General features: G+C 52.4%; 21 protein-coding genes. 13 read left to right on the top strand and 8 right to left on the bottom strand.

Features of this window, described 5'->3' with window-relative positions; genetic code table 11:
* Positions 1–27: 27 nt before the first annotated feature.
* From RDY34_RS08515 to RDY34_RS08505, 3 genes are read right to left on the bottom strand one after another with little or no spacing between them, the layout of a single operon-like run.
* Complete coding sequence (locus tag RDY34_RS08515; RefSeq protein WP_308074772.1) at positions 28–228, bottom strand: hypothetical protein; 201 nt, start codon at positions 226–228, stop codon at positions 28–30.
* A 33-nt stretch (positions 229–261) separates the two neighbouring features.
* Positions 262–1,047, bottom strand: coding sequence for an inositol monophosphatase family protein (locus RDY34_RS08510; protein ID WP_308074773.1), 786 nt, complete (start codon positions 1,045–1,047; stop codon positions 262–264).
* Positions 1,048–1,056: 9 nt separating this feature from the next.
* On the bottom strand, positions 1,057–1,227 hold the full coding sequence (locus RDY34_RS08505) for an RNA-binding protein (protein ID WP_308074774.1): 171 nt from the start codon (positions 1,225–1,227) through the stop codon (positions 1,057–1,059).
* A 63-nt stretch (positions 1,228–1,290) separates the two neighbouring features.
* Here RDY34_RS08505 and RDY34_RS08500 point away from each other — a divergent pair, with 63 nt between their 5' ends.
* The 5 genes from RDY34_RS08500 (at position 1,291) to RDY34_RS08480 (ending at position 6,113) form a co-directional block, all read left to right on the top strand.
* A complete protein-coding gene (locus tag RDY34_RS08500) occupies positions 1,291–2,109 on the top strand; it encodes an RNA methyltransferase (RefSeq protein ID WP_308074775.1) in 819 nt (272 codons plus the stop codon).
* A gap of 70 nt (positions 2,110–2,179) precedes the next feature.
* Positions 2,180–3,037, top strand: coding sequence for a DUF1853 family protein (locus RDY34_RS08495; RefSeq protein ID WP_308074779.1), 858 nt, complete (start codon positions 2,180–2,182; stop codon positions 3,035–3,037).
* Between the two features lie 203 nt (positions 3,038–3,240).
* A complete protein-coding gene (locus RDY34_RS08490; protein ID WP_002213243.1) occupies positions 3,241–3,582 on the top strand; it encodes a hypothetical protein in 342 nt (113 codons plus the stop codon).
* Between the two features lie 347 nt (positions 3,583–3,929).
* Positions 3,930–5,186 carry an RsmB/NOP family class I SAM-dependent RNA methyltransferase gene (locus tag RDY34_RS08485; protein ID WP_308074776.1) on the top strand — a complete coding sequence of 419 codons (1,257 nt, stop codon included), beginning with the start codon at positions 3,930–3,932 and terminating at the stop codon, positions 5,184–5,186.
* Positions 5,187–5,684: 498 nt separating this feature from the next.
* On the top strand, positions 5,685–6,113 hold the full coding sequence (locus RDY34_RS08480) for a DUF4124 domain-containing protein (protein WP_308074777.1): 429 nt from the start codon (positions 5,685–5,687) through the stop codon (positions 6,111–6,113).
* Between the two features lie 47 nt (positions 6,114–6,160).
* On the opposite strand, the gene RDY34_RS08475 is transcribed toward RDY34_RS08480, so the two are convergent.
* Both RDY34_RS08475 and RDY34_RS08470 read right to left on the bottom strand, forming a co-directional pair.
* Entirely contained in the window at positions 6,161–7,504 is a 1,344-nt protein-coding gene (locus RDY34_RS08475) for an aldehyde dehydrogenase family protein (RefSeq protein ID WP_308074778.1), read from the bottom strand.
* A gap of 4 nt (positions 7,505–7,508) precedes the next feature.
* Positions 7,509–8,162 (bottom strand): MarC family protein, encoded by a 654-nt coding sequence (locus tag RDY34_RS08470; RefSeq protein ID WP_308184537.1) that lies wholly within the window; start codon positions 8,160–8,162, stop codon positions 7,509–7,511.
* 148 nt (positions 8,163–8,310) lie between these two features.
* On the opposite strand from RDY34_RS08470, the gene gatC reads away from it, so the two are divergent.
* From gatC to RDY34_RS08440, 6 genes are all read left to right on the top strand, one after another.
* Positions 8,311–8,601: an Asp-tRNA(Asn)/Glu-tRNA(Gln) amidotransferase subunit GatC gene (gatC, locus tag RDY34_RS08465; RefSeq protein ID WP_002220840.1), complete on the top strand. Its 291-nt coding sequence runs from the start codon at positions 8,311–8,313 to the stop codon at positions 8,599–8,601.
* Positions 8,602–8,666: 65 nt separating this feature from the next.
* Positions 8,667–10,112 (top strand): Asp-tRNA(Asn)/Glu-tRNA(Gln) amidotransferase subunit GatA, encoded by a 1,446-nt coding sequence (gatA, locus tag RDY34_RS08460; protein WP_308184536.1) that lies wholly within the window; start codon positions 8,667–8,669, stop codon positions 10,110–10,112.
* Positions 10,109–11,047, top strand: a complete 939-nt coding sequence (locus RDY34_RS08455) for a VirK/YbjX family protein (protein WP_308184535.1) — start codon at positions 10,109–10,111, stop codon at positions 11,045–11,047. The genes gatA and RDY34_RS08455 overlap by 4 nt, the downstream gene beginning before the upstream one ends.
* Before the next feature lie 22 nt (positions 11,048–11,069).
* Complete coding sequence (gene gatB / locus RDY34_RS08450) at positions 11,070–12,500, top strand: Asp-tRNA(Asn)/Glu-tRNA(Gln) amidotransferase subunit GatB (RefSeq protein WP_308073060.1); 1,431 nt, start codon at positions 11,070–11,072, stop codon at positions 12,498–12,500.
* Between the two features lie 91 nt (positions 12,501–12,591).
* The gene (locus RDY34_RS08445; protein ID WP_003713668.1) at positions 12,592–13,602 is read left to right on the top strand and encodes a 2Fe-2S iron-sulfur cluster-binding protein; all 1,011 of its coding nucleotides are present in this window, start codon (positions 12,592–12,594) and stop codon (positions 13,600–13,602) included.
* A gap of 186 nt (positions 13,603–13,788) precedes the next feature.
* The gene (locus RDY34_RS08440) at positions 13,789–14,148 is read left to right on the top strand and encodes a hypothetical protein (protein WP_228378036.1); all 360 of its coding nucleotides are present in this window, start codon (positions 13,789–13,791) and stop codon (positions 14,146–14,148) included.
* Between the two features lie 41 nt (positions 14,149–14,189).
* Here the strand turns inward: RDY34_RS08440 and RDY34_RS08435 are convergent, their stop codons facing one another.
* Together RDY34_RS08435 and pdxH are read right to left on the bottom strand one after the other, a co-directional pair.
* Positions 14,190–14,339 (bottom strand): hypothetical protein, encoded by a 150-nt coding sequence (locus RDY34_RS08435; protein WP_192879957.1) that lies wholly within the window; start codon positions 14,337–14,339, stop codon positions 14,190–14,192.
* 14 nt (positions 14,340–14,353) lie between these two features.
* Complete coding sequence (pdxH, locus tag RDY34_RS08430) at positions 14,354–14,986, bottom strand: pyridoxamine 5'-phosphate oxidase (protein ID WP_308073059.1); 633 nt, start codon at positions 14,984–14,986, stop codon at positions 14,354–14,356.
* A 163-nt stretch (positions 14,987–15,149) separates the two neighbouring features.
* Here pdxH and RDY34_RS08425 point away from each other — a divergent pair, with 163 nt between their 5' ends.
* Positions 15,150–15,302: a hypothetical protein gene (locus RDY34_RS08425; RefSeq protein ID WP_308073057.1), complete on the top strand. Its 153-nt coding sequence runs from the start codon at positions 15,150–15,152 to the stop codon at positions 15,300–15,302.
* An 8-nt stretch (positions 15,303–15,310) separates the two neighbouring features.
* Positions 15,311–16,360 (top strand): pseudouridine synthase, encoded by a 1,050-nt coding sequence (locus RDY34_RS08420; RefSeq protein ID WP_301912006.1) that lies wholly within the window; start codon positions 15,311–15,313, stop codon positions 16,358–16,360.
* Positions 16,361–16,428: 68 nt separating this feature from the next.
* Here RDY34_RS08420 and RDY34_RS08415 read toward each other — a convergent pair whose 3' ends face one another.
* Positions 16,429–17,970 (bottom strand): L-lactate MFS transporter, encoded by a 1,542-nt coding sequence (locus RDY34_RS08415; protein ID WP_003752478.1) that lies wholly within the window; start codon positions 17,968–17,970, stop codon positions 16,429–16,431.
* Positions 17,971–18,611: the final 641 nt, after the last annotated feature.

Below are 18,611 nucleotides of genomic sequence, written 5' to 3'. Positions count from 1 at the left end.
AACCCATTACAAAACGAATCCATACGCTTAATCTATCTGCCTACCAAATATCGGTTTATTTCTATTTTCAAGTGTGTACTTTATACCACACCGGCAGGGTGTGCCGTCACCCCGCGCTTTAGGCGGCAATAAAGGAAAAGTTAACGAACCGACAATATCCGACCAAAAGATTGTTCCGCTTAAAAGCAAAATGCCGTCTGAAATACGGTCGGGTATTTCAGACGGCATTCTATTCTTCCCCTCCTTCGGGAAAGACTCGGATTAAACGTGTGCGGAAATGATTTTTAACATTTGCGCCAGCACTTTAGGATTGGCGGCGACAATATCGCCGCTTTCCAGCCAGCCGTCTTCACCCGTCATATCGGTTACGATGCCGCCTGCTTCTTGGACAATCAATGCACCGGCGGCAATATCCCAAGGTTTGAGGTTGAACTCGAAAAAGCCGTCAAAACGTCCTGTTGCTACGGCGCACAAATCCAAAGAAGCCGCGCCTTCCCTGCGTCCGCCGGCGGTTTTTGCCAAAAAGTCTTTCAGAATCGCCAGATACTTGTCCATCATGCTTTGATCGACGACGGGGAAACCCGTACCGATCAGGCAGCGGTTCAATTCGATGCGGTTGGAAACGCGGATGCGGCGGTCGTTGAGCAACGCGCCTTTACCGCGCGAAGCCATATAAACGTCGTTGCGTTCGGGGGCGTACACCAAAGCTTCCTGCAACACGCCTTTGTGCAGGAGTGCCATAGAGATGGCGTATTGGGGATGTCCGTGAAGGAAATTGGTCGTGCCGTCGAGCGGATCGATAATCCATTCGTACTCGGCTGCGGCTTTGCCGTGGGAGCCGCTTTCTTCGCAAGTGATTTTGTGGTGCGGATAGGCTTCTTTCAAAGCCTCAACCAGGATGATTTCGGAATTGCGGTCAACATCGGAAACAAAATCGTTGAAGGCTTTGCTGTCGATTTTGACGGCATCGAGGTTGCCTGCGGCGCGTATCATCATCTGACCGGCACGGCGGGCGGCTTTAAAGGCTGTATTCAAAAACGGATTCATCAGATTTCCTTAAGGGTGGCATACCGCCGGTTCGGACGCGCAGTCCTTCGGAGCGGCAAAATCGGAGTTTATTTGGTTGGGGTAAACACTGCCAAATCGGGTAAAATACCGCCTGACGCGTGTCTGCTTCAAGCGCAACGTTAAATTTCCGACGTTGTTAAAGAACAGTTCAGACGGCATTTGACCGTCCGAATGAAAAAGACGGCGCATTATACCCTATTCCATTCCGACCGAAAACCGAACATGACTGCCCTCAAACCCGCCCTGCCCGACTATCTCGGCAACATCCGCATCGTCCTCACGCGTACCAGCCATCCCGCCAACATCGGCTCTGCCGCGCGCGCGATGAAAACAATGGGTCTGCACAAACTGACCATCGTCGCCCCCAATCTGATGGCAACGCCGATGACGGAAAACCCGCCCGTTTTCAATCCCGATGACGTGCAAAGTTTTACACTGCCTGAAGAAAGTTTCATCCTCGCTTCCGGCGCGGCAGACGTTTTGGAAAATGCCACCATTGCCGCTTCTTTGGACGAAGCCCTTGCCGACACCACCATCGCCTGCGCCCTGACCAGCCGCCGCCGCGAAATCACCGCCCCGCTGCAAACGCCGCGCGCACTCGTTCCCGAGCTGTTGCAGGCGGCGCAACGCGGCGAACAGGTCGCACTCGTGTTCGGCAACGAAACTTTCGGCTTGAGCATCGAAGAAGTCCGTGCGTGCAACCGCCTGATGACCATCAACGGCAACCCCGACTATTTCTCGCTCAACCTTGCCCAAGCAGTGCAAGTCGTGTGCTACGAAATCTTCAGCCAAACCGATTCGCCCATGACCCACCTGCAACAGGAAGACCACGCCGCGACCCACGAACAAATTAAAGGTATGGTCGCCCATATGGAAAGCGTGATGAACGACATCGGCTTTTTCAACCGCCGCAACGGCGAACGCCTGATGCGCCGTATGCAGAGCCTGTTCGGTCGTGCTAACACGCAAACGGAGGACATCGATATCCTGCGCGGTTTTTTCAATACGCTGCAACAGCGTCTGAAGGACGGGCAATCCTAAGCACATGCCGTCTGAATCCGCTTTTCAGACGGCATTTCAGGAAAAATCAAAATACAGAAACAGGAAAACCATGAACTACGCCCTCGATGCCCTGTGGTGGAAACTGACCGACCCTGCCGTGCGGGATTTAGCCTCGCTGCTAACCGCGCCGCCTTTGTGGCAAAGCGGTTGCGAATTGGGCATGCGCGAACTACTGGGGGAACGCGGTTTCCGTTACCTTTTGGCATTGGATACCGATCCCGCGCCGCTGACGGAACACCTCGCCCGACGCGCCCCGTTCGGACACCGCTTGGGCATTTACGCCGAAGAACTGTCGGCATTTTGGTTTGCCAACGCGCCGCACGCCGAACTGCTCGCGCACAACCTCACGGTTTCCGGTTCGGACGGCAATACGCAAGGCGCGGCGGATTTTGTGGCAAGGCTTAACGGCAAGCCCTACCATATCGAGCTGACCTGCAAATACTACGGCAGCGGCACGGGCAAACCCGAAGACATGCGCGGACTCAACCCCAAAGACACGCTGTTGGGAAAAGCCGCCAAGCTGACTGCCCAACTCGGTCTGCCGCACACTTCAGACGGCATCCGAACCTTGCGGCGGCACGGTTTGCCGCTTGACGTAAAACCCGCGTCCGTCGTGCGCGGCATCGGATTTTTTCCACAAGGTTTCCATGCTTTTGAGCCGCCACTTAACCCATACGGCTGGCGCGGCATCTATATTCAAGACTGGGCGGAATATACGTGTGAATGCCAAGAAGCCCGCTACCATCTGCTCGACCGTATGGCCTATCTCCCACCTGCGCGTGTCGCCGAAACTGAAACATCGAACGCAGCCGAAATTCGCCGTATCGACCAAGGCTTGATTGCCGTTTTGGAATTGCGCCCCGACGGCTTTTGGCACGAAATCGAACGCATTATGAAGGCCGTCTGAAACCCTTTCCCAACATTAACGCGTATATCTATTGAGAGGCTTAGTGATGGAAATCTCATTTCCCATACAATTTATGAAAGAGTCATCCGAGTTAATAAGGATATTGGATATGATAAATATAACAACAACATGCCAACTAATATTATGACGATCCAAACAAATAAGTATGGTAATTTAATAACTACGACCCCAGGTAGAATACAATGAAGAATAATGTTAAAAATTGGACAACTAAAGAAGTCAAGCAATCATTAGATAAATTTAATAATATTTTAATTAAAAATACTTTTCTTCTTCAGTATCTGAAAAAAGAGTTTTCAGCTTCAAGTGCTTATTGTTTGTCTATGCTGCCTGAAGAAGAAGATATATATGAAATATTGGTTAATGGGAATATTATTATTGATTTAGAATTTAATAAACATACAAATGAAACAGTTGTTATTAATGTTACTGATGTTGATGAATACTTGAAAACTTTAACCAATGAGAGTGGTAGAGTATTTTTTACATTAGCAAAAGAAATCGGCAAACAGAAAAACATTTAACAAGAGCGAAATACAAATTAAAAACTCAATGGAGTGATGGCATATTTAGGATAGATATGCTGAACGAAGAAAATAAATTTTGTTTTTTTCCTCATGTTTTGGGGAGTGATTACAAAATGAAATCGCTGATGTGATTATATCGGATGCTGTTCAAGCGACCTGAAAATAGAACTTTTTTCAGGCTGCCTTTGTAGTTAACGGAGAAATTTAGACAAATCCCGATTGCGCACTTTTAACACATCTTTCTTATTGCGGATAGAATACTAAGTAATGATAAAGATGCTATTGTTATTTTAAGGACGTTAGATTGATTATGAATAACCCACAGTAAGAGAACCCATTACATTATGAACGCCGCACAACTCGACCATACCGCCAAAGTTTTGGCTGAAATGCTGACTTTCAAACAGCCTTCCGATGCCGTCCTCTCCGCCTATTTCCGCGAACACAAAAAGCTCGGCCGCCAAGACCGCCACGAAATCGCCGAAACCGCCTTTGCCGCGCTGCGCCACTATCAAAAAATCAGTACCGCCCTGCGCCGTCCGCACGCGCAGCCGCGCAAAGCCGCACTCGCCGCACTGGTTCTCGGCAGAAGTACCAACATCAGCCAAATCAAAGACCTGCTTGATGAAGAAGAAACAGAGTTCCTCGGCAATTTGAAAGCCCGTAAAACCGAATTTTCAGACGGCCTGAATACCGCCGCAGAATTGCCGCAATGGCTGGTGGAACAGCTGCAACAGCATTGGCGCGAAGAAGAAATCCTCGCCTTCGGTCGCAGCATCAACCAACCTGCCCCGCTCGACATCCGCGTCAATACCTTGAAAGGCAAACGAGATAAAGTGCTGCCATTATTGCAAGCTGAAAGTGGCGATGCAGAGGCAACGCCTTATTCGCCTTGGGGCATCCGCCTGAAAAACAAAATCGCGCTTAACAAACACGAACTGTTTTTGGACGGCACACTGGAAGTCCAAGACGAAGGCAGCCAGCTGCTTGCCTTATTGGTGGGCGCAAAACGCGGCGAAATCATTGTCGATTTCTGTGCCGGCGCCGGCGGTAAAACCTTGGCTGTCGGTGCGCAAATGGCGAACAAAGGCAGAATCTACGCCTTCGACATCGCCGAAAAACGCCTTGCCAACCTCAAACCGCGTATGACCCGCGCCGGACTGACCAACATCCACCCCGAACGCATCAGCAGCGAACACGATACCCGTATCGCCCGACTGTCAGGCAAAGCCGACCGCGTGTTGGTGGACGCGCCCTGCTCCGGTTTGGGTACTTTACGCCGCAATCCCGACCTCAAATACCGCCAATCCGCCGAGACCGTCGCCAAACTTTTGGAACAGCAGCACAGCATCCTCGATGCCGCCTCCAAACTGGTGAAAACGCAAGGACGCTTGGTGTACGCCACTTGCAGCGTGCTGCCGGAAGAAAACGAGCTGCAAGTCGAACGTTTCCTGTCCGAACATCCCGAGTTTGAACCCGTCAACTGCGCCGAACTGCTTGCCGGTTTGAAAATCGATTTGGATACCGGCAAATACCTGCGCCTCGATTCGGCAAAACACCAAACCGACGGCTTCTTCGCCGCCGTATTGCAACGCAAATAAACCGGTTTGAACAAAATGCCGTCTGAACCCTTTTCAAAGCTTTCGGACGGCATTTCATCAATTATAGTGGATTAACAAAAACCAGTACGGCGTTGCCTCGCCTTAGCTCAAAGAGAACGATTCTCTAAGGTGCTGAAGCACCAAGTGAATCGGTTCCGTACTATTTGTACTGTCTGCGGCTTCGTCGCCTTGTCCTGATTTTTGTTAATCCACTATAAAAATATCAAAATACCGCAGATTCAACCGATTCAACACCAAAGGCAGAAGCACGCGCCCATCGGATTTTATACACACTAGGCTGCAATTTTCTTTTTCTTTGCCGAAATATACGGTAGCATAAGCATATTCCAATGATATTTTTGGGAATCTGTTTTACCCCAATATATAAAGCACCATATTAAGGCAGAGTGTCTTCTTTGCTTTGACCCGAACCCGGAAAAGACACCGCCCGAACCAATCCCGATTCTGCCCGGGCAGTCAACCATCAAGGAAACCCCGATGAACTTTTCTTTATCCGTCATTATGTTTACCCTCGCCTCTTTCCTGCCCGTCCCGCCTGCCGAAGCCGCCGTCTTTACTTGGAAAGACGGCGGCGGCAACAGCTATTCGGATGTTCCGAAACAGCTTCATCCCGACCAGAGCCAAATCCTCAACCTACGGACGCGCCAAACCAAACCGGCGGTCAAGCCCAAACCTGCCGTCGATAAGAATGCGGACAGTGCGAAAGAAAACGAAAAGGATATTGCCGAAAAAAACGGGCAGCTTGAGAAAGAAAAGAAAAAAATTGCCGAAACCGAACAGCAGAACAAAGAAGAAAACTGCCGGATTTCAAAAATGAACCTGAAGGCGGTGGGAAATTCAAATGCGAAAAACAAGGATGATTTGATTCGGAAATACAATAACGATGTGAACAAATACTGCCGTTGACCCATCTATCAAAACCCCGATGCCGTCTGAAGCGGCACGGGGTTTGTTTATTTCTGCCAGTAGGTTTTGACGTTGACGAACTCGTACAGCCCGAATTCGGACAGTTCGCGCCCGTAACCGGAATCTTTGACTCCGCCGAAAGGCAGGCGCAAATCGCTGCTGGTATGGCGGTTGATAAACACCGATCCCGCCTGTATTTTTTCGGCAAACCGCCAGGCGCGTTCGGTATCGGCGGTATAAATGCAGGCACCGAGCCCGAACGGGGAATCGTTGGCGAGCGCGATGGCGTGTTCTTCGTTTGCAGCACGCAAAATCAGGGCGGCCGGCCCGAATACTTCTTCGTGCCAAACCCGGCAGGCAGGATTTACCCTGTCTAAAACCGTCGCGGGGTAGAACCATCCCGGCCCCTGTGGGACTTTGCCCCCGGCCAGGCATACCGCGCCGTTTGAAACGGCATCTTCAACCTGCCCGTGAACCCGGTTCCGCAAATCTTCTCGGTGCAGCGGTGCAAGCGTGGTATCGGGATGTTTGGGGTCGCCCATTTTCAATTTGGCGCATTCGGCAAGAAACAGCGGGATAAAACGATCGGCTGCGGCTTCGGTTACGATGATGCGTTTGGCGGCGTTGCACGATTGCCCCGCATCGCGGAAACGGGAATAACAGGCTTCTGCGGCGGCGCGTTCCAAATCGGCATCGGGCATCACGATAAAGGCGTTGCTGCCGCCGAGCTCCAAGACGGTTTTCTTGAGGTTTGCGCCCGCATGTGCCGCAAGGATGCGCCCCGTATGCGTCGAACCGGTAAACGCCATCGCATCGGTATCTTTAATCGCCTTGAACGTGTCTGCCTCATCCAGCCACGCGCCTGCCAAAGGAATGCCGTCTGAAACCAAATCGAACAACGCCTGACTGACGCGTGCCACGCTGGGCGCGGGTTTGACGGCGCACGCATTGCCCGCGCAAACGGCAGGTACGGCAAAGCGCAATACCTGCCAGACGGGGTAATTCCACGGCATAACGGCAAACACCACGCCCAAAGGCTCAAACCTTACCTGACTCAAACTCGCCTGCGTCGCAATGGTTTTGTGGGCAAGCAGTTCGGGGGCAAGGCGGGCGTAATAGCGTATCAGCTCGATAGACTTGCCGATTTCGGCGCGGCATTCGTGCAGGCAGCGGCCGACTTCCTCACACACCATTTCCGCAAAACGCTCTTTCTCCGCCTCCAAACGGTCGGCAAACCGCCTCAGACGCGCGGCACGTTCGGTTACGCCCAGTTGCGCGAACGCCCCGCCGCGCATTTTCAAACCTGCCAGTTGCCGTTCAAACTCCGCATAATCTTGGGCGGGGCGGCGGTAAAGCGTTTCGCCCGTAAATACATTGACACTGTGAAACATCGAATCAACCTGCCAGTTGCGGGAATATCGTTTTCAGTCCCGACACAATAATCTCCACCGATACCGCCGCCAGCATCATACCCATAATGCGGTTTAAAATCGTCAGCCCCGTCGTGCCCAGCCGGCGGCTGACCTTCCCGGCAACGATTAAAATGGCATAACAAATCGCACTGACCACCAAACCGGCCGCGATAATCAGCGCGATGTCGCCGTATGTTTTAGCCGCCGATGCATAAATAATCACGGTTGAAATACCGCCCGGGCCGATGGTAATCGGTATGGCGATGGGCACGACGGCAATCGCTCCGGCATTGCGGGCGGGGCGCGCCTGCCCCGTTTCCGGCTGCGCGCCGAGATTCTGCTTGGCGGGATTGTCGTTGCCGTTCATCATCGAAATGGCAATCAGCAACACCAAAATTCCGCCGCCGACCTGAAACGAACCGACGCTGATGCCCAAAACCTTCAGCAGCGTACCGCCGATCAGCGCAAATACCGCAATCACGGCAAACACGGCAACGGCGGCCGTCCGCGCGACCTTCCTGCGCTCCTTCGTACTGTGCCCGTTGGTCAGGTCAAGGTAAAGCGACAACGCGCTAAACGGATTAATCAGCACCAAAAAAGCCACAATCAGCTTGCCGATTTCCACACCCAATCCCATTATTCCCCTCCTTCAAACCCGTGCGGCAGGCATTCGATGCCGCAAATTGCCGCTACAACAGATTTTTCCGTTATAATTAAAAATTCAAGCAATACGCCCCATCATACCCGAACGACGGTATCTTTACCATCAGACAAGGATGCTTTTCATGGCACTGACACTTGCCGACGTAGACAAAATCGCCCGACTCTCCCGACTGCACCTGACTGCGGCAGAAAAAGAAAAATCGCTTCAAGAATTAAACGACATTTTCGCTATGGTCGAACAGATGCAAACCATTAACACAGACGGCATCGAACCGATGGCGCACCCGCACGAAGCCGCCCTGCGCCTGCGTGAAGACGAAGTAACCGAAACCGACCGCGCCGCCGAATATCAGGCGGTCGCACCGGAAGTACGCAACCGTCTGTACATCGTACCGCAAGTTATCGAAGAATAATCCGAATATGCTTCAGACGGCATCAGAAAAAATACCGCCTGAAACCCTTTAGGGATGGAAGATTTATGACACAATACACATTGAAACAGGCAAGCGTCCTGTTGCAGTCCAAACAGATTTCCGCCGTCGAACTGGCAAACGAATACCTCGCCGCCATTGCCGAAAAAAATCCCGCCCTTAACGGCTATATCACTATCGACCAAGATAAAACCCTCGCAGAAGCCCGTGCCGCCGACGAACGCATCGCGCAGGGCAACGCCTCCGCGCTTACCGGCGTACCCGTCGCCTACAAAGACATTTTCTGCCAAACCGGCTGGCGCAGCGCGTGCGCTTCTAAAATGCTCGACAACTTCATCTCCCCCTACACCGCCACCGTTGTCCAAAACCTGCTCGACGAAGGCATGGTAACGCTCGGCCGCACCAATATGGACGAGTTCGCTATGGGTTCGACCAATGAAAACTCATTCTACGGCGCGGCCAAAAACCCGTGGAATCACGAACACGTCCCCGGCGGTTCGTCAGGGGGTTCAGCAGCCGTCGTTGCCGCACGCCTTGCCCCTGCCGCACTCGGTTCGGATACCGGCGGCTCCATCCGCCAACCCGCATCGCACTGCGGCATTACCGGCATCAAACCCACATACGGCACGGTTTCCCGCTTCGGTATGGTCGCCTACGCCTCCAGCTTCGACCAGGCCGGCCCGATGGCGCAAACTGCCGAAGACTGCGCGATTCTGTTAAACGCGATGGCAGGTTTCGACCCCAAAGATTCCACCAGCCTCGAGCGCGAAAAAGAAGACTACACCCGCGATTTGAACCAACCGCTCAAAGGTTTGAAAATCGGCCTGCCCAAAGAATACTTCAGCGAAGGCAACAGACCCGATGTTCAGACGGCATTGCAAAACACCATTGATTTGCTGAAAGCCCAAGGCGCGGAATTGGTCGAAGTTTCCCTGCCGCAAACCAAGCTGTCCATCCCCGCCTACTACGTCCTCGCCTCCGCAGAAGCCAGTACCAACCTTTCACGTTACGACGGCGTGCGCTACGGACACCGCGCCGCCCAATTCAGCGATTTGGAAGAAATGTACGGCAAAACCCGCGCCGAAGGTTTCGGCAGCGAAGTCAAACGCCGTATCATGATCGGCACTTATGTACTGTCGCACGGCTACTACGATGCCTACTATCTCAAAGCCCAAAAACTGCGCCGCCTTGTTGCCGATGATTTTCAGACGGCATTTGCACGGTGCGACCTCATCCTCGCGCCGACCGCACCCACTGCCGCCCCCAAAATCGGAGCGGATGCTTCGCCGGTTGAAACCTACTTGAGCGATATCTATACCATCGCCGTCAACCTCGCAGGACTGCCCGCATTGACCCTGCCCGCAGGCTTCAGCGGCGGCGGACTGCCCATCGGTGTACAGCTTATCGGCAACTACTTCGCCGAAGCCAAAATCCTCGGTGCGGCGCATCAAATCCAACTCAACAGCGATTGGCACGGCAAACGACCCGAATGAAGCAGAACCGCACCTTTACCTTCCCCGATTTTCGCACCGTTTACAGCTATGCCCCTTTATATCGGCTGCAACATTTAAAATACACATTGCGAAAATTTTTCGGAAAAAAAGAAATTTACGCCTTCGAGCAGTTTGTCAACGCCTCCCCTATCCGTCAGGGGCTGTTCCTCCACTGCCCGCAGGATGCTTATCCGCTGCTGCGCGAATTTGTTGACAGGCGTTTTAACTGCAAACGCCGTTTAGATGCGATGACGGCAGATTTTCTCATGGCGGAAAAACTGTTCGGCACAGACATTCTGCACCAAATGGAAGACTACCGCTTCCATCTGGTCTTGGCGCACCTTTCAGACGGCATCAGCTTGTGGCTCAACCGCAACGACAACTGCGTCGAAGAAGGCGCGTGGTCTTTATCTTTGCGCGATGAAGCAAACAACCGGCTGTATATGGCGACCTTCGCCTTTGTCGGCACACACCTGCTGGCAGCCTCCGTACAAGGGCCGGCGGGTGAAGAAGCCAAAGACACCGTCCGCCGCATAACCAAACAACTTCACGGCTTGCGTCCCCAACAACTGATGGTAACCGCACTGCAATATTTCGCCGCCGTACTCGGCTTGGACGGCGCGATAGGCATTGCACAAAAACATCAGGTCAAATTACGCTGGAAACTTAAAAAGCGCGTCAAAATGAATTACGACGCATTCTGGCAGGAATACGGCGCAAGTTTGGAGCGGGACGGCTACTGGCATCTCCCCCAAACCCCCGCCCGCAAAGACCTTGCCGACATCGAAAGCAAAAAACGCTCGATGTACCGCAAGCGTTACCAAATGCTGGATGAGATGGTTGCGGAAATGACCGCCTGTTTCAACAAGGGGCAGGACGCGCTTCAGACGGCATCCGGACAGGAAGCCGGCCCGTCGAACCGTCCATCGAATTGATATGTTAAAGAAAGAAGCTCTTATGACCTGGGAAACCGTAATCGGCTTGGAAATCCACGTCCAATTAAACACCAAATCCAAAATCTTCAGCGGCGCATCGGCCGCATTCGGCGCAGAACCCAACGCGCACGCCAGCGTGGTGGAATGTGCTTTGCCGGGCGTACTGCCGGTAATGAACCGAGAAGTCGTTGAAAAAGCCATCAAATTGGGTTTGGCTTTGGATGCGAAAATCAACCGGAAAAACGTGTTCGACCGTAAAAACTACTTCTATCCCGACTTGCCCAAAGGCTATCAAATCAGCCAGTTGGATTTGCCGATTGTCGAACACGGCAAATTGGAAATCGTGGTCGGTGACGATGTGAAAACCATCAACGTAACCCGCGCCCATATGGAGGAAGACGCAGGCAAGTCCGTGCATGAAGGCTTGAACGGCACGACCGGTATCGATTTGAACCGCGCCGGCACGCCTTTATTGGAAGTCGTATCCGAACCGGAATTGCGTTCCGCCGCCGAAGCCGTTGCCTACGCCAAAGCCTTGCACAGCTTGGTAACCTGGCTGGACATTTGCGACGGCAATATGGCGGAAGGCTCGTTCCGCGTCGATGCCAACGTATCCGTTCGCCCGAAAGGCCAAGCAGAGTTCGGCACACGCCGCGAGATTAAAAACCTCAATTCCTTCCGTTTCTTGGAGCAGGCGATTAATTATGAAGTGGAAGCTCAAATCGAGATTTTGGAAGACGGCGGCAAAGTACAGCAGGCGACGATGCTGTTTGATCCTGAAAAAGGCGAAACCCGCGTAATGCGCCTGAAAGAAGATGCGCACGACTACCGCTACTTCCCCGACCCTGATTTGCTGCCCGTCATCATTTCAGACGCCCAAATGCAAAAAGCCAAAGCAGAAATGCCCGAGCTGCCGAAAGAAATGGCAGCGCGTTTCGTGGCGGATTACGGCGTGTCCGAATACGACGCGCGCCTGCTGACCGCAAGCCGCGCACAGGCCGCCTATTTTGAAGAAGCCGCCAAAGCAAGCGGACAAGGCAAGCCGACTGCCAACTGGATGAACGGCGAACTCGCCGCCACGCTGAACAAAGAAGGCATGGAACTTGCCGACAGCCCGATTACCGCTCCGCGCCTCGCCGCGCTGGTAGGCAAAATCGCCGACGGCACATTAAGCAGCAAGTTAGCGAAAAAAGCCTTTGAAGCCATGTGGGCAGAACCCGAAGCCACCATTGCCGAAATCATTGAAAAACACGGTTTGCAACAGATGACCGATACCGGCGCGATTGAAGCCATGGTGGACGAAGTGCTGGCCAACAACGCCAAAGCCGTGGAACAGTTTAAATCCGGCAACGAAAAAGCCCTGAATGCGATTGTGGGGCAAGTGATGAAGGCCAGCAAAGGCAAGGCCAATCCCGCGCAGGTTCAAGAGCTGATCAAAGCCAAACTTGCCTGATAAGCAAGATGCCGTCTGAAACCCAGATCCGACGTTCAGACGGCACTTTCACAGTCTGACCACATTAAAACAGCATAAAAAACAATATTCCATGAACCACGCCATTACACTGCCCGACCAAACCACCTTTGTCGCCAACGACGGAGAAACCGTTTTGGCCGCTGCCGCCCGTCAAAACCTCAATCTGCCCCATTCCTGCAAAAACGGTGTCTGCGGGCAATGCAAAGCCGAACTGGTCAGCGGCGATATTCAAATGGGCGGACACTCCGAACAGGCTTTATCCGAAGCAGAAAAAGCGCAAGGCAAGATTTTGATGTGCCGCACCACCGCGCAAAGCGACATCAGCCTCAACATCCCCGGCTACAACCCCAACGCCCTCCCCGTCCGCACCATGCCAGCACGCATCGAAAGTATGGTTTTCAAACACGATGTCGCCCTCTTGAAACTTGCCCTGCCCAAAGCCCCGCCGTTTGCCTTCTATGCCGGGCAATACATTGATTTACTGCTGCCGGGCAACGTCAGCCGCAGCTACTCCATCGCCAATTCGCCCGACCAAGAAGGCATTTTGGAACTGCACATCCGCAGGCGCGAAAACGGTATCTGCTCGGAAATGATTTTCGGCAGCGAACCCAAAGTCAAAGAAAAAGGCATCGTCCGCGTTAAAGGCCCGCTCGGTTCGTTTACCTTGCAGGAAGATAGCGGCAAACCCGTCATCCTGCTGGCAACCGGCACAGGCTACGCCCCCATCCGCAGCATCCTGCTCGACCTTATCCGCCAAGACAGCAACCGCGCCGTCCATCTTTACTGGGGTGCGCGTCATCAAGATGATTTGTATGCCCTCGAAGAAGCACAAGGGTTGGCAGACCGTCTGAAAAACGCCCGCTTCACCCCCGTATTGTCCCGCCCCGGAGAGGACTGGCAAGGAAGAAAAGGGCACGTACAAGACATCGCGGCACAAGACCATCCCGACCTGTCGGAATACGAAGTATTTGCCTGCGGCTCTCCGGCTATGACCGAACAAGCAAAGAATCTGTTTGTGCAACAGCATAAGCTGCCGGAAAACTTGTTTTTCTCCGACGCATTCACGCCGTCCTCATCATAATTCCCCGGTATAGTAAAAGGCAGTAATTATGCAAAAAAAATAATACTTTCTTTAAAAGAAAAAATAGAGGGTATAGGTAATAATGTAGATCATATCTTACTCGCAACTTTAATTCTTAAATGGTTACATGATTATCCTAGTTTAGAGAAAGAATTTTTAGATCACCATTCAAATATTTCTAAATTTATGAATATAGAAATTTTAGATATCCCTAATTATCCGATAAAAAAATCACTAATTAGTTTTTACGATTTAAAAGCTCTTAAACGGCAAATAGATATTTCCATGCAAAGAAATAATTCATATATTTATCAATCGCTACAAAATTTTTTAGAGAATTTATTTATTATTCAAGAACCAGATATGGAATGTAATATTTGCCATGGCACCTATGGTTTTGATTTATGGAAGGAAATCGAGACTAATAGATTAGTTTATTGCTGCAAAACATGTGCATTCTCAGAATATGTTAATGGGGAATTTAGAAATAATGAAAATCACCTTACCATTCCAACAAATGATGATTTGAGTTTATTGAATACATAATTAATAGAATAAGTTATAGAAAACCATGTTTACATTTTTCATCATGAGAAGCTTATGACTGAATTAAATCTTGTTTTAGATAACCTCAAAAGAGGATTCAGGCTTTCCGTTCGGAACACAAAAAACTTCCCGTCCGTATTTTCCCCATAAAAAATGCCGTCTGAAGCCCGATTCCGGTTTTCAGACGGCATATGTTTTTTCCTGTTCAAGGCGACAGCCGCTCGCGTATCCAGCCGCCATCCAGCAAACGGTATTGGATGCGGTCGTGCAGCCTGCTCGGCCTGCCCTGCCAAAACTCAAGCAAATCGGGAATCACAATATAGCCGCCCCAATGCGGCGGACGGGGAACGTGCAGAGGATGTTTGAGTCCGACCGCCGCCGCCTTTGCCACCAATACCGCCTTGTTCGGAATTACCTCGCTCTGCGCGCTTGCCCACGCACCCAAACGGCTCTGATACGGGCGGCTCTCAAAATATTCGTCCGACAACTTCTCCGCCAGCCTTTCAACACGCCCTTCCACGCGCACCTGACGCTCCAGCTCCGGCCAGAAAAACGTCATCGCCGCAAATGGATGAGCATCCAGCGAACGCCCCTTGCGGCTGTGATAATTCGTAAAGAAAACAAAACCTTCAGAATTAACTTCCTTCAGCAGCACCATACGGCTGTTGGGTCTGCCGCGTCCGTCGACCGCCGCCACATTGACCGCCGTCGGCTCGTTGACCTGTGCGCGTACCGCCTCCTCCAACCACCGCTCAAACTGCTCGATCGGATTGTCGGCGCAATCGCCTTCCGACAATTCCCGTTTGCTGTAATCTTCCCGAATATTGTGCAAATCCATTTACCGCTCCTCTTAATAGTGGATTAACAAAAACCAATACGGCGTTGCCTCGCCTTGCCGTACTATCTGTACTGTCTGCGGCTTCGTCGCCTTGTCCTGATTTTTGTTAATCCACTATATCATTTGAAAGATTCTACCCCCGCACACAAACCGATTTCAACCGTTGCACAAACTTTGTCCCAAAAGCCGCAGCGACGATTTCATCCGCAAACACGCCGCATCAGGTACAATAGCGAACCGTCCGACCGAGGGCGGCATTTTATCAACCCATCCTGCCGCACACGCCGCAGAAGAACCGCCTTATCAGGCGAGTTAGGAAAAATGATGTCCAAACAGCCCACCAGCAAACGCCAATGGCGCGACGGCGCAGCCCCGTCTGCCAAGAAAACCGCCAAACCTTCCAAAAGCAAAGCCCGTCCCAAAAACGAAACGGGCAAAACCGCATCCCAACCTTACGGACAAAAAGCTTCAGACGGCATCAAGCCACAAAACGCCCCCAAACAGCGCGCCGCCAAAGCCAAAAAACTCGTCGTCCGCAATCCCAACCAAAAAATTATGGAACACGCACGCGATTTGAAAGAACGCCGCAGCGACCTATCGCGCATGGAACCCGAACGCCTGCAAAAAGTGCTCGCCGCGTCCGGCGTCGGCTCGCGCCGCGAAATGGAAGAATGGATCAACAACGGCTGGGTAACGGTCAACGGCAAAACCGCGCAACTGGGCGACAAAGTCACCCCCGACGACCACGTTACCGTCAAAGGCAGCATCATCAAGCTCAAATGGGCGGACCGCCTACCGCGCATCATCCTGTATTACAAACAAGAAGGCGAAATCGTTTCCCGCGACGATCCGCAAGGCCGCGTCAGCATTTTCGACCGTCTGCCGCAGGCCGCCAGCAGCCGCTGGGTCGCCATCGGACGCTTGGACATCAACACCAGCGGCCTTCTGATCCTCACCACCTCCGGCGAACTCGTCCAACGTTTCGCCCACCCCAGCTTCGAAGTTGAACGCGAATACGCCGTGCGCGTACTGGGCGGACTGACCACCGAACAAATGCGCAGCCTCACCGAAGAAGGCGTGATGCTCGAAGACGGCTTGGCAAAAGTCGAACGCATCTACGAACAAGGCGGCGAAGGCGCGAACAAATGGTACAACGTCGTAATTAAAGAAGGCCGCAACCGCGAAGTGCGCCGCATATTCGAAAGCCAAGGCCTCACCGTCAGCCGCCTCGTGCGCGTCGGCTTCGGCCCCATCGGACTGCCCAACCGCCTCAAACGCGGACAGTTCTACGAACTCAACCCCGCCGAAGTCGCCAACATCCTCAAATGGGCGGAAATGCTGCTGCCGGGAGAATACCGCCGCAAAAAAGCCTAAACCCACCAAAACACAAAAATGCCGTCTGAAACATCTGCTGTTTCAGACGGCATTTTATTCGGGCGTTTTCAGGAGAAAAGGTCGAGTGCTTTGACAAAGACCATCACCACGCCGTAGGTGAGTGGTATGACGGCCAATGCCCAACGCCACCAGACCGATATGCCGCCGCCGGAAACTTTTTCGCCCACAAGGTAAGCGTCGGATATGGCGGTTTCGTCATCGGGGTTGCCGCTGCGTGCGGCGGTTTTGATGTCTTTTTCGTGGTGTTTTTCGTGTACGGATTTGACGGCGAGGTTGCACAACAAACCGATAATCAGCAGGCCCGCCATGATGTACATGGTTACGCTGTATGCCTGTGCCGCCGGTATGCCGCTGTCGATTTGGCTTTGGCGTATGTAATTGACCAGTACCGGGCCGATGACGGCGGCGGTTGACCAGGCCAGCAGGATGCGCCCGTGAATCGCGCCGACCTGATAGGTGCCGAACAGGTCTTTCAGGTAGGCGGGAATGGCGGCAAATCCGCCGCCGTACATGGAAATAATCACGCAAAAGCCGATGATGAACAGGGCTTTGCTGCCGCCTTCGCCGATGGAGGGAACGGCGAAATACAGCAGCGAACCGAGTACGAAGAAGATGGTGTAGGTGTTTTTGCGTCCGATTTTGTCGGAAACGCTCGACCACAAAAAGCGTCCGCCCATGTTAAACAGGCTAAGGAGGCTGACGAAGCCTGCCGCCGCACCTGCGCCGACTGCCGCATGCCTGCCTGCGGAGGTTTCGGAAAAGAGTTCCTGAATCATCACAGATGCCTGACCCAATACGCCGATGCCGGCGGTTACGTTCAGGCACAATACCCAGAACAACAGCCAAAACTGCGGCGTTTTCATGGCTTGGGACACGTTGACATGATTGCTGCTGACCAGCTTGTTTTGCGTTTTCGGCGCGGTATAGCCTTCAGGTTTCCAGCCGTCGGCAGGTACGCGGATGGTAAACGCGCCGAACATCATCAGTGCGAGGTAAAGCAGACCCAATACGGCGAAGGTTTCGGCAACCCCGACCGAAGCGGCGTTTGAAAAGGCGTTCATCAGTGATACGGAAAGCGGCGAGGCCAGCATTGCACCGCCGCCGAAACCCATAATCGCCAAACCGGTCGCCATACCCGGCTTGTCGGGAAACCATTTCATCAGTGTGGAAACCGGCCCGATGTAGCCTAAGCCTAAGCCTACGCCGCCGATGACGCCGTTGCCCAAATAAAGCAGGAAGAGGTTGTGCGTACTCACGCCGAATGCGGATACGAAGAAGCCCAGGCTGAAACAGCAGGCGGCGGCAAATATGGCTTTGCGCGGCCCTACCCGTTCCATCCATGTGCCGAACAGGGCGGCCGACGCGCCCAGCATCGCGAGTGCGATACTGAAAATCCAACCTACGGTCGTCAGCTTCCAATCTCCGGCCGCCGATTCGGTTATGCCGATAAGTTTGGTCAGCGGTGCGTTGAATACGGAATAGGCGTAAATCTGCCCAATGGCAAGGTGCACCGCCAATGCTGCGGGCGGTACGAGCCAACGGTTGAAACCCGGCTTGGCAATGCTTGCCTCACGGTCTAAAAACTTCATAACATCCTCTTTCTGTCAGTTGAAAAATAAAATTTCATTTGCTCAATGAAAACTTATTGAAAATTATAAAAAATATCGGGTCGGGTTTTTATCCGCCCCAAGATGCGCCGTCTGAAACATTTCGGGTGTACGGAGAGGTTTCTGTTTTTTCCGACAAATTCCTGCGGCTTTTCGCTTCCGGATTCCCGCTTTTGCGGGAATGACGAATTAAAGATTATCTTAAGGTCAAGGGACTAGATTCCCGCTTTCGCGGGAATGACGGCGGCGGGTTGCTGTTTTTTGTTTATAAATTTCTGTAACTTTGAATTTCAGCCATCTTCAATAAATTATAGTGGATTAACAAAAACCAGTACGGCGTTGCCTCGCCTTAGCTCAAAGAGAACGATTCTCTAAGGTGCTGAAGCACCAAGTGAATCGGTTCCGTACTATTTGTACTGTCTGCGGCTTCGTCGCCTTGTCCTGATTTTTGTTAATCCACTATATCGAAACGTATCAATCGTCATTCCCGCGCAGGCGGGAATCCATCCACTTCGTTCGATTTCGTTTTTTTAAGTTTCGAGTAACTTCTGACTCGTCATTCCCGCGCAGGCGGGAATCCATCCACTTCGTTCGATTTCGTTTTTTTAAGTTTCGAGTAACTT

It is taken from the genome of Neisseria polysaccharea (assembly GCF_963392925.1).
Lineage (GTDB): Bacteria > Pseudomonadota > Gammaproteobacteria > Burkholderiales > Neisseriaceae > Neisseria > Neisseria polysaccharea.
This window is presented reverse-complemented; position numbering and strand designations above follow the sequence as displayed.

What these genes read in the sequence shown, in the direction of transcription:
- RDY34_RS08515 (WP_308074772.1), bottom strand. Translation starts at nt 228, where the DNA reads ATGCCGTCTGAAATACCCGACCGTATTTCAGACGGCATTTTGCTTTTA.
- RDY34_RS08510 (WP_308074773.1), bottom strand. Translation starts at nt 1,047, where the DNA reads ATGAATCCGTTTTTGAATACAGCCTTTAAAGCCGCCCGCCGTGCCGGT.
- RDY34_RS08505 (WP_308074774.1), bottom strand. Translation starts at nt 1,227, where the DNA reads ATGCCGTCTGAACTGTTCTTTAACAACGTCGGAAATTTAACGTTGCGC.
- RDY34_RS08500 (WP_308074775.1), top strand. Translation starts at nt 1,291, where the DNA reads ATGACTGCCCTCAAACCCGCCCTGCCCGACTATCTCGGCAACATCCGC.
- RDY34_RS08495 (WP_308074779.1), top strand. Translation starts at nt 2,180, where the DNA reads ATGAACTACGCCCTCGATGCCCTGTGGTGGAAACTGACCGACCCTGCC.
- RDY34_RS08490 (WP_002213243.1), top strand. Translation starts at nt 3,241, where the DNA reads ATGAAGAATAATGTTAAAAATTGGACAACTAAAGAAGTCAAGCAATCA.
- RDY34_RS08485 (WP_308074776.1), top strand. Translation starts at nt 3,930, where the DNA reads ATGAACGCCGCACAACTCGACCATACCGCCAAAGTTTTGGCTGAAATG.
- RDY34_RS08480 (WP_308074777.1), top strand. Translation starts at nt 5,685, where the DNA reads ATGAACTTTTCTTTATCCGTCATTATGTTTACCCTCGCCTCTTTCCTG.
- RDY34_RS08475 (WP_308074778.1), bottom strand. Translation starts at nt 7,504, where the DNA reads ATGTTTCACAGTGTCAATGTATTTACGGGCGAAACGCTTTACCGCCGC.
- RDY34_RS08470 (WP_308184537.1), bottom strand. Translation starts at nt 8,162, where the DNA reads ATGGGATTGGGTGTGGAAATCGGCAAGCTGATTGTGGCTTTTTTGGTG.
- gatC (WP_002220840.1), top strand. Translation starts at nt 8,311, where the DNA reads ATGGCACTGACACTTGCCGACGTAGACAAAATCGCCCGACTCTCCCGA.
- gatA (WP_308184536.1), top strand. Translation starts at nt 8,667, where the DNA reads ATGACACAATACACATTGAAACAGGCAAGCGTCCTGTTGCAGTCCAAA.
- RDY34_RS08455 (WP_308184535.1), top strand. Translation starts at nt 10,109, where the DNA reads ATGAAGCAGAACCGCACCTTTACCTTCCCCGATTTTCGCACCGTTTAC.
- gatB (WP_308073060.1), top strand. Translation starts at nt 11,070, where the DNA reads ATGACCTGGGAAACCGTAATCGGCTTGGAAATCCACGTCCAATTAAAC.
- RDY34_RS08445 (WP_003713668.1), top strand. Translation starts at nt 12,592, where the DNA reads ATGAACCACGCCATTACACTGCCCGACCAAACCACCTTTGTCGCCAAC.
- RDY34_RS08440 (WP_228378036.1), top strand. Translation starts at nt 13,789, where the DNA reads ATGAATATAGAAATTTTAGATATCCCTAATTATCCGATAAAAAAATCA.
- RDY34_RS08435 (WP_192879957.1), bottom strand. Translation starts at nt 14,339, where the DNA reads ATGCCGTCTGAAAACCGGAATCGGGCTTCAGACGGCATTTTTTATGGG.
- pdxH (WP_308073059.1), bottom strand. Translation starts at nt 14,986, where the DNA reads ATGGATTTGCACAATATTCGGGAAGATTACAGCAAACGGGAATTGTCG.
- RDY34_RS08420 (WP_301912006.1), top strand. Translation starts at nt 15,311, where the DNA reads ATGTCCAAACAGCCCACCAGCAAACGCCAATGGCGCGACGGCGCAGCC.
- RDY34_RS08415 (WP_003752478.1), bottom strand. Translation starts at nt 17,970, where the DNA reads ATGAAGTTTTTAGACCGTGAGGCAAGCATTGCCAAGCCGGGTTTCAAC.